The sequence below is a fragment of the Roseateles saccharophilus genome (genome assembly GCF_031458095.1).
GTDB classification, from domain to species: Bacteria; Pseudomonadota; Gammaproteobacteria; order Burkholderiales; family Burkholderiaceae_C; genus Pelomonas; species Pelomonas saccharophila_A.
On record NZ_JAVDXU010000005.1, the window covers coordinates 178822 to 193059 of the forward strand.

Genomic DNA, 14238 nt, shown 5'->3' on the forward strand with positions numbered 1-14238 from the left:
CTCTGCATCGTGACTGAGGAGCAAACCGCATGAGAGCAGCCCCTGTGGACCGCAAGGCCTGGTCGGTCCTGATCGTGAGCACCCTGGCCTTCACCGTGTGCTTCATGGTCTGGATGATGTTCGGCGTCATCGGCATTCCGATCAAGAAGCAGCTCGGGCTCAATGCCACCGAGTTCGGCCTGCTGACGGCGATGCCGGTGCTGACGGGTTCGCTGGTGCGCGTGCCGCTGGGCATCTGGACCGACCGCTACGGCGGTCGCATCGTCATGGCCCTGCTGATGCTCGCCACCGTGCCGGCCATCTGGCTGATGGCCTACGCGACGCAGTACTGGCACTTCCTCGTCATCGGACTCTTCGTCGGCCTGGCGGGCGGCTCCTTCTCGGTCGGCACGCCCTATGTCGCGCGCTGGTTCCCCAAGAGCCGCCAGGGCATGGCCATGGGGGTCTACGGCGCGGGCAACTCCGGCTCGGCCGTCAACAAGTTCGTGGCGCCGGCGCTGCTCGTGAGCTTTGGCTGGGCCATGGTGCCGCAGGTCTACGCAGCCATCATGGCCGGCACCGTCGTGCTGTTCTGGCTGTTCAGCCACAGCAACCCAGCTCACCTCGTCACCAGCAACGTGAGCTTTCGCGAGCAGTTGAAGGCCTTGAAGGACCCGCGGGTCCTGAAGTACTGCCAGTACTACAGCATCGTCTTCGGCGGCTACGTGGCGCTGGCACTGTGGATGGTGCAGTACTACGTCGGCGAGTTCGGCCTGGACATCCGGGTCGCCGCGCTGCTGGCGGCCTGCTTCAGCCTGCCCGGCGGCGTGTTGCGCGCGATCGGCGGCCTGCTGTCGGACAAATACGGCGCCCACAAGGTCACCTGGTGGGTGATGTGGGTGAGCTGGATCTGCCTGTTCCTGCTGAGCTACCCGCAGACCGACTTCACCATCGCGACGACGGCAGGAGCCAAGACCTTCCACATCGGGCTGAACGTCTATGCCTTCACCACGCTGCTGGCCGTGCTGGGCGTGGCCTGGGCCTTCGGCAAGGCCTCGGTCTTCAAGTACATCAGCGACGACTACCCCAGCAACATCGGCGCCATCAGCGGCATCGTCGGCCTGGCCGGCGGCCTCGGCGGCTTCGTGCTGCCCATCCTGTTCGGCGCGCTGCTGGACCTGACCGGCATCCGCTCCAGCGCCTTCATGCTGATGTACGGCGTCGTCTGGGTCTCGCTGATCTGGATGTACTGGACGGAAGTGCGCAAGACCGAAGTCATGGGCCGCAACGCGCCCGAATTCCACCTCGCCGGCTGAGCGCCGAAAGGATTCCATCATGAGCAAGAACCCGAGCGCCGGCGTCCCGGCGAGCGGCGCCGACATCGCGGACTGGCGCCCCGAGGACGACGCCTTCTGGGAACGCACCGGCAAGCGCATCGCCTATCGCAACCTGTGGATCTCCATCCCGGCCCTGCTGTGCGGCTTCGCCGTCTGGGGCATGTGGGGCATCATCGCCGTGCAGATGCTCAACCTGGGCTTCCCGTTCAGCCAGGCAGAGCTGTTCACGCTGACGGCCATCGCCGGCATCTCGGGTGCCACGATGCGCATCCCGGCCTCCTTCCTGATCCGCATGGCCGGTGGGCGCAACACCATCTTCCTGACCACCGCCATGCTGCTCGCGCCGGCCATCGGCACCGGCATCGCACTGCAGCACAAGGACTGGCCGCTGTGGGCCTTCCAGCTGATGGCGCTGTGGTCGGGCGTGGGCGGCGGCAACTTCGCGTCGTCGATGTCCAACATCAGCACCTTCTTCCCGAAGCGGCTGCAGGGCACGGCGCTGGGCCTGAACGCGGGCCTGGGCAACTTCGGCGTGACGACGATGCAGGTCGTCATTCCGCTGGTGATGACCTTGAGCTTCTTCGGCCTGACCGGCGAACCCATGACGCTGGTGAAGGCCAGCGGCTGGATCTTCGGCAAGATCCCCGCGGGCACCCAGACCTGGATACAGAACGCCGGCTTCGCGTGGACGCTGTCCCTGGTGCCGCTGGCGGCGTTGTGCTGGTTCGGCATGAACAACCTGAAGACGGTGACGCCCCAGGCCGGCTCGCCGCTGGTGGCCTTCCTGAAGATCGCCTACCTCTATTCGCTGGCCTTCGTGCCGTCGATCGGCATGCTCTACCTCTACCTGCCGGCGCCCACCGGACTGGGGCTGCTGAACATGTGGGTGGCGATCCCTCTGGACATCGTTGCTGCGCTGCTCGTCATGCGCCTGGCGGCCTTCGGTGCGATGAAGGAGAACGTCGCCAAGCAGTTCGCGATCTTCCGCAACAAGCACACCTGGAGCCTGACGGCGCTGTACGTCGTCACCTTCGGCAGTTTCATCGGCTTCTCCATGGCCCTGCCGCTGGCCATCACGATCATCTTCGGCTTCCAGCATGTGCCGGACGCAGCCGGCGTGATCACGCACACGCTGAAGAACCCGAACGCGCCGTCCGCGCTGACTTATGCCTGGATCGGCCCCTTCGTCGGGGCAGCGGTCAGGCCCATCGGGGGCTGGATCTCGGACAAGGTCGGGGGCTCCATCGTCACGCAGGTCATCTCGGCCGTCATGGTGTTCGCCTCGGTGGCGGTCGGCTACGTCATGCAGCAGGCCTACGGCTCGGCCACGCCCGAGCAATTCTTCCCGGCCTTCATGGGCCTGATGGTGCTGCTGTTCGCTGCCAGCGGTGTCGGCAACGGCTCGACCTTCCGCTCCGTCGGCGTCATCTTCGACCGGCAGCAGGCCGGCCCGGTACTGGGCTGGACGTCGGCCGTGGCCGCCTATGGCGCCTTCGTCGCGCCCGTGCTGATCGGCGAGCAGATCAAGGCAGGCACGCCGCAGCTGGCCTTCTATGGCTTCGCCGCCTTCTACGCCGTGTGCCTCGTCCTGAACTGGTGGTTCTACCTGCGCCGCGGCGCAGAGATCCGCAATCCCTGATCCAGCCACCCATCGTCCGAAAGAACGATGTCTACCTTGCCGCGCCTCGTCCTAACGCGCCGGGCGAACCCGTCCGGCGATGGATGGCCAGCGCAGGGCGCGCGCGGGAGCATGGCCTCCATGTCGCAGTCCCTGTCCGTGCCGCAATCCTGGAATCCGGAAGATCCGGATTTCTGGGCCACCCGCGGCCGGGCCGTCGCGCTGCGCAACCTCGTTTTCGCGGTTCCCGCGCTGGCGCTGTCGTTCGCGGTGTGGATGCTCTGGTCCGTGCTGGTGGTGCACCTGCCTGCCGCCGGCTTTCGCTACAGCACCAATCAACTGTTCTGGCTGAGCGCGCTGCCGGCTCTTTGCGGCGCGACGCTGCGCATCTTCTACGGCTTTGCCGTGCCCTGGGTCGGCGGCAGGCGCTGGACCGCACTGTCCACCGCCAGCCTGCTGCTGCCGGCCGCCGGCGTTGCGTGGGCCGTGCAGGACCCGACCACGCCCTATGAATGGATGGTCGCGCTGGCGCTGCTGTGCGGCCTGGGCGGCGCCAACTTCGCCAGCGGCATGGCCCACATCAGTGCCTGCTTCCCTGCGGGGGAGCAGGGTCTCGCGCTGGGCGTGGGGGCCGGCCTGGCGCACCTGGGCGTGGGTCTGGTCCAGTGGGCCGTGCCGGTCGTCATCGGCCTGGATCTCTTCGGCCTGACAGCCCAGGGCGATGGCCGAGTGTGGCTGCAGAACGCCGGCCTGGTGTGGCTGCCGCTGATCGCGGCGAGCAGCCTGGCGGCGTGGCTCGGCATGGACGATTTCCCATCCGGTGGCGTGAGCATGACCGAGCAGGCCCAGCTCTTCACGCGCCGCCATAGCTGGCTGATGAGCTGGCTCTATCTGGGGAGCTTCGGCAGCTTCATCGGCTTCTCGGCCGCCTGTCCGCTGCTGTTGCGCAGCCAGTTCCCCGGCTTCGACGGTGCGCAGCAACTCGTGTGGCTGGGCCCGCTGCTCGGCGCGCTGGCTCGTCCCCTGGGGGGCTGGGTGGCCGACCGGCTCGGCGGTGCGCGTGTCAGTCTCGTCTGCTTTGGTGGACTGGCTCTCGGTGTGGCTGGGCTGCTCGCGAGTCTGGGCAAGCAAGGGGGTGAGCTGATCTTCGCCGCCGGCTTGCTGTTGATATTCATTGCGGCCGGCGTTGCCAACGGCAGCACCTTCCGCATGGTGCCCCTGGGCTTCCTGCGCGAGGCCCGGCGTGCCCGCGGCTCGATGCACGAGGCGCAGGCCCAGGGCGCCGCTGCGCTCGGGCTGTGTTCGGCCGTCGGCGCCTACGGCGGCTTCTTCATCCCCAAGAGCTTCGGCAGCGCGATCTCGCTCGCCGGCGGCCCCCAGGCCGCGCTGTATTGCTTCCTGGCGTTCTATCTGAGCTGCATGGCCATCTGCTGGTGGTTCTACGGCCGGCGCAACGCCCCCCTGTTCTGCTAACGGAGAAACCCATGTCCCATTTCCTGGATCGACTGACCGCTTTCCAGCTTCCGCGCGAGGCCTTTGCCGGCGGTCACGGCGTGAGCACCGGCGAGGACCGCACATGGGAAGACGCCTACCGCAACCGCTGGGCGCACGACAAGATCGTGCGCAGCACGCATGGCGTGAACTGCACCGGCTCCTGCTCCTGGAAGATCTACGTCAAGGGCGGCATCGTCACCTGGGAGACCCAGCAGACCGACTACCCGCGCACGCGCGCCGACCTGCCCAACCACGAGCCGCGCGGCTGCGCGCGGGGCGCGAGCTACAGCTGGTACCTCTACAGCGCCAACCGCGTGAAGTACCCCATGGTGCGGGGGCGCCTGCTCAAGCGCTGGCGGGAGGCCCTGGCCGTCGCCAGGAGCCCGGTCGACGCCTGGGCGCTGATCCAGGCCGACGAGGCGGCGCGACGCGACTACCAGCAGCTGCGCGGTATGGGCGGCTTCGTGCGCTCCACCTGGGATGAAGTCAACCAGCTCGTCGCCGCGGCCAACGTCTACACGATCAAGCAGCACGGCCCGGACCGCATCATCGGCTTCTCGCCCATCCCGGCGATGTCCATGGTCAGCTATGCCGCCGGCAGCCGCTACCTGAGCCTGATCGGCGGCGTCTGCATGAGTTTCTACGACTGGTACTGCGACCTGCCGCCGGCCAGCCCGCAGATCTGGGGTGAGCAGACCGACGTGCCCGAATCGGCCGACTGGTACAACTCCAACTACATCATCGCCTGGGGCAGCAACGTGCCGCAGACGCGCACGCCCGACGCGCATTTCTTCACCGAGGTGCGCTACAAGGGTGCGAAGACCGTGGCGGTGACGCCCGACTACTCCGAGGTCGCCAAGCTGGCCGACCTGTGGCTGCATCCCAAGCAGGGCACGGACGCGGCGCTCGCGATGGCCATGGGCCATGTCGCGCTGAACGAGTTCTATTTCAAGCAGCGCAGTCCCTATTTCGACGATTACGCGCGCCGCTACACCGACCTGCCGCTGCTGGTCATGCTGGAAGAGCAGACCTTGCCCGACGGCCGCAAGTCCCGCGTGCCCGGGCGCTACCTGCGCGCCAGCGACCTGGCGGGCCAGATGGGCCAGGCCAACAACCCGGAATGGAAGACGCTGGCCTTCGACGCCGCCTGCCGGCTGGTGCTTCCCCATGGCTCCATCGGCTTCCGCTGGGGCGCGGAGGGCCGCGACGACACTGGCAAATGGAACCTCGAAGCCAAGGAGGCCGAAGGCGGCGGCGACGTGCGCCTGAAGCTCTCCCTCGTCGAGGACGGCGAGCAGGCGCACGAGATCGTCGACGTCGCCTTTCCCTACTTTGCCGGCAGCGCGAGCGAACACTTCACGCCCAACCCCCAGCAGGACGGCGTGAGCCATCGTGCCCGCGTGCCGGCGACCCGGCTCAAGACCAGCGACGGCGAGGCCCTGGTCGCGACGGTCTTCGACCTGCAGGCGGCCCAATACGGCATCAATCGCGGCTTTGGCAGCGGGGCGGTCGACTACGACGACAACGCGCCTTACACACCCGGCTGGCAGGAGGCCATCACCGGCGTGCCGCGCGCCCAGGTCATCCGCGTCGCGCGGGAGTTCGCCGAGAACGCGCACAAGACCCAGGGCAAGTCGATGATCATCATCGGCGCCGCGATGAACCACTGGTACCACTGCGACATGAACTACCGCGGTGTCATCAATCTGCTGATGATGTGCGGTTGCATCGGCCAGAGCGGTGGCGGCTGGGCGCATTACGTGGGGCAGGAGAAGCTGCGTCCGCAGACGGGCTGGGTGCCGCTAGCCTTCGCGACCGACTGGGTGCGCCCGCCGCGCCAGATGAACAGCACCAGCTTCTTCTACGCCCACAGCGACCAGTGGCGCTACGAGAAGCTCAATGTCGACGAGGTGCTGTCGCCGCTGGCCACCGAGGCCGAGCGCGCCGAATTCGACGGCAGCCTGATCGACTGCAACGTGCGCGCCGAGCGCATGGGCTGGCTGCCCAGCGCCCCCCAGCTCAAGACCAACCCCCTGCAGGTCGTCAAGGACGCCGCTGCCGCGGGCCTGGCGCCCAAGGACTATGTCGTGCAGGGCCTGCGCGACGGCTCGCTGCAGATGAGCTGCGAGGACCCCGACGCGCCGCAGAACTGGCCGCGCAACATGTTCGTCTGGCGCTCCAACCTGCTGGGCTCCAGCGGCAAGGGCCACGAGTATTTCTGCAAGCACCTGCTGGGCACCGAGAACGGCGTGCAGGGCAAGGATCTCGGCGCCGACGACGCCAAGCCGCGCGAGGTGCGCTGGCACGCGCAGGCACCGCAGGGCAAGCTGGACCTGCTGGTGACTCTGGACTTCCGCATGAGCACGACCTGCCTGTATTCGGACATCGTGCTGCCGACGGCCAGCTGGTACGAGAAGAACGACCTCAACACCAGCGACATGCACCCCTTCATCCACCCGCTGTCCGCGGCGGTGGACCCGGTCTGGCAGGCCAGGAGCGACTGGGAGATCTACAAGGGCTTCGCCAAGGCCTTCAGCGAGGTCTGCAAGGGACACCTGGGCGTGGAGAAGGAGGTCGTGATGTCGCCGCTGATGCACGACACGCCGGCCGAGCTGGCCCAGCCCTTCGACGTGCAGGACTGGAAGAAGGGCGAGTGCGATCTCATTCCCGGCAAGACGGCACCCAGCATCGCCGTCGTCGAGCGTGACTACCCGGCCACCTATGAGCGCTTCACTTCGCTCGGGCCGCTGATGGAGAAGCTCGGCAACGGCGGCAAGGGCATAGGCTGGGACACCAGGACCGAGGTGGAGCAGCTCGCCGAGCTCAACGGCGTGGACGCCGCGGGGCGTGCGCGCATCGTCAGCGACATCGACGCCTGCGAAGTCATCCTGCAGCTGGCACCCGAGACCAACGGCCACGTCGCCGTCAAGGCCTGGGAGGCTCAAGGCCGCGCCACGGGCCGCGAGCACGTGCACCTGGCCCTGCACCGCGAAGACGAGAAGATCCGCTACCGCGACGTGCAGGCCCAGCCGCGCAAGATCATCAGCTCGCCGACCTGGAGCGGCCTGGAGAGCGAGAAGGTCTCCTACAACGCCGGCTACACCAACGTGCACGAGCTGATCCCATGGCGCACGCTGACGGGCCGCCAGCAGTTCTATCAGGACCACCGCTGGATGCGCGCCTTCGGCGAGGGCTTCAGCAGCTACCGCCCGCCTGTGGACCTGAAGACGACCGGCGAGATCCAGGGCATCAAGCCCAACGGCAACCCGGAGATCGTGCTGAACTTCATCACGCCGCACCAGAAGTGGGGCATCCACAGCACCTACAGCGACAACCTGCTGATGCTGACGCTCAACCGCGGCGGCCCGGTCATCTGGCTCAGCGAGGACGACGCGAAACGCGCCGGCATCGAGGACAACGACTGGGTGGAGCTCTTCAACATCAACGGCGCCATCGCTGCCCGCGCCGTCGTCAGCCAGCGCGTGAACCCCGGCATGACGCTTATGTACCACGCGCAGGAAAAGATCATCAACACCCCCGGCAGCGAGATCACCGGGGTGCGCGGCGGCATCCACAACTCGGTGACGCGCATCGTCACCAAGCCCACCCACATGATCGGCGGCTATGCCCAGTACAGCTACGGCTTCAACTACTACGGAACCATCGGCACGAACCGCGACGAGTTCGTCGTGATCCGCAAGATGAAGCGCGTGGACTGGCTCGATACGCCGCGCGATGACCACCTCGCCGCGGCCTACCAGTCGCAAGGCGAAAACCCCTGAGCAAGAGGACGACGCAAATGAAGATTCGCGCACAGATCGGCATGGTGCTGAACCTGGACAAGTGCATCGGTTGCCACACCTGCTCGGTGACCTGCAAGAACGTCTGGACCAGCCGCCCCGGCGTCGAGTACGCCTGGTTCAACAACGTCGAGACCAAGCCCGGCATCGGCTACCCCAAGGAATGGGAAAACCAGGACCGCTGGAACGGCGGCTGGGTCCGCAAGGCCGACGGCAGCATCGAGCCGCGCCAGGGCGGCAAGTGGAAGCTCCTGATGAAGATCTTCGCCAACCCCAACCTGCCGGAGATCGACGACTACTACGAGCCCTTCACCTTCGACTACGACCATCTGCAATCGGCCCCCGAGATGAAGCACGCGCCGACCGCGCGCCCGCGCAGTCTCATCACCGGCCAGCGCATGGAGAAGATCGAATGGGGCCCGAACTGGGAGGAGATCCTCGGCGGCGAGTTCAGCAAGCGCTCCAAGGACAAGAACTTCGAGGACGTGCAGAAGGACATCTACGGCCGCTTCGAGAACACCTTCATGATGTACCTGCCGCGGCTGTGCGAGCACTGCCTGAACCCGGCCTGCGTCGCAAGCTGCCCGTCGGGCTCCATCTACAAGCGAGAGGAAGACGGCATCGTCCTCATCGACCAGGACAAGTGCCGCGGCTGGCGCATGTGCGTCTCGGGCTGCCCCTACAAGAAGATCTACTACAACTGGAAGAGCGGCAAGGCCGAGAAGTGCATCTTCTGCTACCCGCGCATCGAGGCTGGCCAGCCCACGGTGTGCTCCGAGACCTGCGTCGGCCGCATCCGCTACCTGGGCGTGCTGCTCTATGACGCCGACCGCATCGCCGAGGTCGCGGCGACGCCCAACGACAAGGATCTCTACCAGGCGCAGCTCGGCATCTTCCTCGACCCGAACGACCCCGCGGTCATCGCGCAGGCGCGCAAGGACGGCATCCCCGACAACTGGCTGGAGGCGGCCAAGAACAGCCCCGTCTACAAGATGGCCGTGGACTGGAAGGTGGCCCTGCCGCTGCACCCCGAGTACCGTACCCTGCCCATGGTCTGGTATGTGCCGCCGCTGTCGCCCATCAGCGCGGCTGCCAATGCGGGCCAGCTCGGCACCGTGGGCGAGCTGCCCGACGTCAAGCAGTTGCGCATCCCGGTGCAATACCTCGCCAACCTGCTGACGGCCGGCGACACCTGGCCGGTGGAGAGGGCGCTGGAACGCATGCTGGCCATGCGCGCCTACCAGCGCGGCAAGCACGTGGACGGCGTCGAGAACCGTGCCGTGCTCGACCAGGTCGGCCTGCTCGCTCCCGACGTGGAAGAGATGTACCGCGTGATGGCCATCGCCAACTACGAGGACCGCTTCGTCATCCCGACGACCCATCGCGAGTACGCCGAGAACGCCTTCAACGTGCGCGGCGGCTGCGGCTTCAGCTTCGGCAACGGCTGCTCCGAGGGCGTCACCGAGACCAGCCTTTTCGGTTCGGAGAAGAAGCGGACCATCCCCATCAAGGCAACGATCTGAGGACGGCCGCCATGTTCAAAACGCCTACTCCCGCCCCCTACAGCCTGCGCGTGCTCGCCGCGCTGCTGCGCTACCCGGACGCGGCCCTGCGCGCTGCCGCGCCCGAGCTTCAACAGGCGCTGAAGCGCGAGGCCGCGCTGCCGGCCGCCCGCATCGACGAGCTGTGCGCGCTGCTGCAGCACCTTCATCGCGACGACCCCTTGGCCGTGGAGGCCGAGTTCGTCGACCTCTTCGACCGCGGCCGTGGCACGGCCCTGCACCTGTTCGAGCACATCCATGGCGACTCGCGCGACCGTGGCCCGGCCATGGTCGACCTGCAGCAGACCTATGAGCGCGCCGGCCTCTATCTCGCGCCCGGCGAGCTGCCCGACCACCTGGCCGTCGTGCTGGAGTTCACCAGCACCCAGCCGGCGCGCGAGGCACGCGATTTCCTTGCCGAGATCGCCCACATCACGCGGGTCATCTTCAGCGCGCTGCGGCGCCGCCAGAGCCCCTATGCCAGCGTGCTGGCCGCGACGCTCGAACTGGCGGGTGAGCGTGCCGAGCGTGTGGAGATCCCGCCCGAGCCCGAGCTCGACGAGGACTGGGCCGAACCCGAAGCCTTCGGCGGCTGCTCGTCGGCCGGCCAGTCGCGGCCCGAGCAGCCGCAGCCCATCCACATCGTGCGCAAGACCCGCGCACCCCAACCGGGAGCCCAGGCATGAACGCCGCACACAACTTCCTGTTCGTCGTCTACCCCTATATCTGCCTGGCCGTCTTCCTGATGGGCAGCCTGGCCCGCTTCGACCGCGACCAGTACACCTGGAAGAGCGACAGCTCGCAGCTGCTGCGCAGCGGCAGCATCAAATGGGCCAGCAACCTCTTCCATGCCGGCATCCTGTTCCTCTTCGTCGGGCACAGCGTCGGCATGCTGACGCCGCACGCCGTCTACGAGCACTTCATCAGCCCGGCCAACAAGCAGATGCTGGCCATCGTCGCCGGCGGCATTGCCGGCACGGCCTGCTTCATCGGCCTGAGCATGCTGATCTGGCGCCGCATGACCGACCCGCGCATCCGCCTCACCAGCCACCGCACCGACCTGGCCATCCTGTGGATCCTCTGGACGCAGCTCAGCCTGGGCCTCGTCACGCTGCCCTTCTCGCTGTCCCACAGCGATGGCTCGGTCATGCTGGTGCTGTCCGACTGGGCGCAGCGCATCGTCACCTTCAATCCGGACGCCAGCGGCCTGGTGGCCCTGGCCTGGCCCTACAAGGTGCACATGGTGCTGGGCATGACCATCTTCCTGCTCTTCCCCTTCAGCCGCCTCGTGCATGTCTGGAGCGGCCTGGCGTCTGTCTTCTACGTGCTGCGCCCCTACCAGGTCGTGCGTTCGCGCCGCCTGAATCTTCCCAAGCGAGGCTGAGCCATGGCCCATGTGAACGACATCGAGATCGCCGCTGCCGACGAACTGCTCGACGACGAGACGCTGCGCCAGCGTGCATGCACCGAACTGCTGCGCCAGCGGGCGCAGGCGCTGGGCCTGCTGGGCGCCGACGATCCGACACCCCGCGAGGGCGCCATCAGCGAGGCGGCCGGCCAGGCCATCGAGGCGCTGCTCGCGCGCGAACTCGCCGGCCCCGAACTGGACGAGGCGGCCTGCCGCCGCCACTACGACGCCCATGCCCGCCAGTTCGCCGAAGGTGAAAGGCTCAAGGTGCGGCACATCCTCTTCGCCGTGACGCCCGGCGTCGACGTGAGCCGGCTGCGCGAGCGCGCCGAGGGGCAGCTGATCCAGGTGCGGGCCAGCGACAGGACCGCATTCGACGAGGCCGCGAGGACGCTGTCCAACTGCCCCAGCGGCGCGGAGGGCGGCCAGTTGGGGTGGCTGACGGCCGCCGACTGCGCGCCGGAATTTGCCCGGGAACTCTTCGGGCGCACCGAGATCGGCGTATTGCCGCAACTGCTGCACAGCCGCTTCGGCCTGCATATCGTCGCCATCGACGCACGCGAGCCGGGCAGGCTTCCTGCCTTCGAGCAGATCCGGGAGGCGGTGGCGCTGCGGATGCGCCAGTTGCACGAGATCAGCGCGCTGCGGCAGTATCTGCAGGCGCTGGCCTTCGAGGCCCGTCTTCGGGGCGTCGACCTGCAGCAGCCCCAGTCGCCGCTGGTGCAGTAGCGCCATGCCCGACGAGCTGCTCGAACGCCTGCGGCGTTTCCAGACGGACGCCTTCCCTCAGCAGCGCTCGCTTTTCCGTCATCTCGTCGATGAAGGCCAGCATCCGCTGACCCTCTTCATCGGCTGCTCGGATTCGCGCCTGGTGCCCTACCTGCTCACCGGCGCCGGGCCGGGCGAGCTCTTCCTGGTGCGCAACGTCGGCGCCTTCGTGCCGCCCTACGACCAGAGCCAGGGCTTCCACGGTACGGCGGCGGCCATCGAGTTCGCCGTGCTGAACCTGCAGGTGCGTCGCATCATCGTCTGTGGCCACAGCCATTGCGGCGCGATCCGTGCGCTCTACGGCGAAGTGCCGGCCGCAGCACAGAACCTGGCGCGCTGGCTGGACCTGGGCCGCGAGGCCGCACTGCCCGTGGCCGAGCCTGGTCCCGAGGTGATGCGCCGCACCGAGCAGCGCGCCATCGTGCTGCAGCTGGAGCGGTTGATGGACTACCCCATGGTGCGCGAGCGGGTCGAGGCCCGGACGCTGACGCTGCACGGCTGGCACTACGTCATCGAGGACGGCGAGGTGCACGTCTTTGACGTCGGCGTCGGCGCCTTCGTGCCGGCCTCGCGGGCCGACAACGCCGGCACCGGACCCTACGTGCTGAGTGCCGAGGAAGACGGCCTGGACGCCAGCGGCGTGCCGCTGGCGTGATTCAGCCGATCAGCACCACTTCGCCGGCGGGGTTGAAAGGCAGCAGCCCGCCGAACTCACCGGCCTGCACCCGCTTGACCAGCAGGTCCAGCATGCGCTGGATCTCGCTGGCGGACGTGCGGCCGGCCAGGGCGGCGGTGAACATGAGCTGCCAGGCCGGGCCGGCCTGGCGGGCCTCGGCGGCCAGGGCCGCGAAATCCGCCACCTCGCCCGGATCCTTGTCCACGCACATCAGCGGGTGCAGCACCCCACCCTCGCCGGCGGCATGGGCGGCGCGCTGCTCGGGCGTCGCGTCGGGCTCGCATTCGGCCGTGGTGAAGACCATCAGCAGGCGCTGCGGCTCGCGCTGATTGCGGGCCATGGCCAGCAGGTCGTCGAAATGTTGGATGTTCATGACGCCAGCCTAAGCGCGCACGGCCGGGGCGTGTCGCGCCCGATGGCGGAGGCGGGGATACGCCAAAGGGACTAGGCGGGCACCGCCCACCTCCTGCCACGGCCCGATGGGCCGGGCCGGGGCCGCCGCCCACAATGCCGCCATGGATGCGAGGACCGCCCCTTTGCTCTGGATCCCGCGCCGCGCCGCGGCACCGCCGGCCGCCGGCCCGCTGCACGACCGCCGCCACCGCCCCTGGCGTGACCTGCGCATCTCGCTGACCGACCGCTGCAACTTCCGCTGTAGCTACTGCATGCCGCGCAGCCGCTTCGGTCCTGGCCACCGCTTCCTGCCGCAGGCGCAGCTGCTGAGCTTCGAGGAGATCGCCCAGGTCGCCCGCCAGGCCCTGGCCCTGGGCGTGCGCACGCTGCGACTGACCGGCGGCGAACCCCTGCTGCGCCGCGACCTGCCCGAGCTGATCCGCCAGCTCGCCTCACTGCGCACGCTCGACGGCACGCCGCCGGACCTTGCGCTGACGACCAACGGCAGCCTGCTGGCCGCCCAGGCTGGCGAGCTGCGGGACGCCGGCCTGAATCGCCTGACCGTCAGCCTCGACGCACTCGACGACGCCGTTTTCCAGCGCATGAACGACGTCGGCTTCCCCGTGGCGGAAGTGCTGCGTGGCCTGGAGGCGGCGCAGCAGGCGGGTTTTGCCAGGATCAAGGTCAACATGGTGGTGCGCCGCGGCACCAACGACGGCGAAGCCCTGCCCATGGCGGCGCAGTTCCGCGATAGCGGCATGGTGCTGCGCTTCATCGAGTTCATGGACGCCGGCTGCCACAACGGCTGGCGGTTGGACGAGGTGCTGCCCAGCGACGAGCTGCGCGCGCGCATCGCGGCGCGCTGGCCGCTGCAGCCCCTGCCGGCCACGCGCGGCGGCGAGACGGCCCAGCGCTGGCAGTACGTGGACGGCGCCGGGGAGATCGGCTTCATCAGCAGCGTCAGTCACGCCTTCTGCGGCGACTGCACACGCGCCCGGCTGACGGCGGACGGGCGCCTGTTCACCTGCCTGTTCGCCGCCCACGGCCACGATCTGCGCAACCTCCTGCGCGGCGCCCACGCCAGCGAATCGCTGCTGCACGACCGGCTGGCCGCCATCTGGGCTGGACGTGGCGACGCCTACTCCGAGCAGCGCGAACGGCTGCGCCCGCAACGGCCCGAGCGCGCCGACATGCACGTGCTGGGCGGGTGACAGGCCCGCCCAG

The 14238-nt window shown here is 68.1% G+C and carries 11 protein-coding genes; 10 read left to right on the top strand and 1 reads right to left on the bottom strand.

What is annotated here, in order from left to right:
• Positions 1–29: 29 nt before the first annotated feature.
• From J2X20_RS26215 to J2X20_RS26255, 9 genes are all read left to right on the top strand, one after another.
• A complete protein-coding gene (locus J2X20_RS26215; RefSeq protein WP_310271975.1) occupies positions 30–1295 on the top strand; it encodes an MFS transporter in 1266 nt (421 codons plus the stop codon).
• Positions 1296–1314: 19 nt separating this feature from the next.
• The gene (locus J2X20_RS26220) at positions 1315–2955 is read left to right on the top strand and encodes an MFS transporter (protein WP_310271978.1); all 1641 of its coding nucleotides are present in this window, start codon (positions 1315–1317) and stop codon (positions 2953–2955) included.
• A gap of 120 nt (positions 2956–3075) precedes the next feature.
• Entirely contained in the window at positions 3076–4407 is a 1332-nt protein-coding gene (locus J2X20_RS26225; protein WP_310271980.1) for an MFS transporter, read from the top strand.
• Positions 4408–4418: 11 nt separating this feature from the next.
• Positions 4419–8210, top strand: a complete 3792-nt coding sequence (locus J2X20_RS26230; protein WP_310271983.1) for a nitrate reductase subunit alpha — start codon at positions 4419–4421, stop codon at positions 8208–8210.
• Between the two features lie 17 nt (positions 8211–8227).
• The gene (narH, locus tag J2X20_RS26235) at positions 8228–9751 is read left to right on the top strand and encodes a nitrate reductase subunit beta (protein WP_310271986.1); all 1524 of its coding nucleotides are present in this window, start codon (positions 8228–8230) and stop codon (positions 9749–9751) included.
• An 11-nt stretch (positions 9752–9762) separates the two neighbouring features.
• Positions 9763–10455, top strand: a complete 693-nt coding sequence (narJ, locus tag J2X20_RS26240) for a nitrate reductase molybdenum cofactor assembly chaperone (protein ID WP_310271990.1) — start codon at positions 9763–9765, stop codon at positions 10453–10455.
• A complete protein-coding gene (narI, locus tag J2X20_RS26245) occupies positions 10452–11153 on the top strand; it encodes a respiratory nitrate reductase subunit gamma (RefSeq protein ID WP_310271993.1) in 702 nt (233 codons plus the stop codon). The genes narJ and narI overlap by 4 nt, the downstream gene beginning before the upstream one ends.
• A gap of 3 nt (positions 11154–11156) precedes the next feature.
• Positions 11157–11906, top strand: a complete 750-nt coding sequence (locus J2X20_RS26250; RefSeq protein ID WP_310271995.1) for a peptidylprolyl isomerase — start codon at positions 11157–11159, stop codon at positions 11904–11906.
• Between the two features lie 4 nt (positions 11907–11910).
• Positions 11911–12600: a carbonic anhydrase gene (locus tag J2X20_RS26255; protein ID WP_310271997.1), complete on the top strand. Its 690-nt coding sequence runs from the start codon at positions 11911–11913 to the stop codon at positions 12598–12600.
• A 1-nt stretch (position 12601) separates the two neighbouring features.
• Here the strand turns inward: J2X20_RS26255 and J2X20_RS26260 are convergent, their stop codons facing one another.
• Positions 12602–12994 carry a ribonucleotide reductase subunit alpha gene (locus J2X20_RS26260; RefSeq protein ID WP_310272000.1) on the bottom strand — a complete coding sequence of 131 codons (393 nt, stop codon included), beginning with the start codon at positions 12992–12994 and terminating at the stop codon, positions 12602–12604.
• Positions 12995–13136: 142 nt separating this feature from the next.
• On the opposite strand from J2X20_RS26260, the gene moaA reads away from it, so the two are divergent.
• Complete coding sequence (moaA, locus tag J2X20_RS26265; RefSeq protein WP_310272003.1) at positions 13137–14225, top strand: GTP 3',8-cyclase MoaA; 1089 nt, start codon at positions 13137–13139, stop codon at positions 14223–14225.
• The last annotated feature ends 13 nt before the right edge of the window (positions 14226–14238 follow it).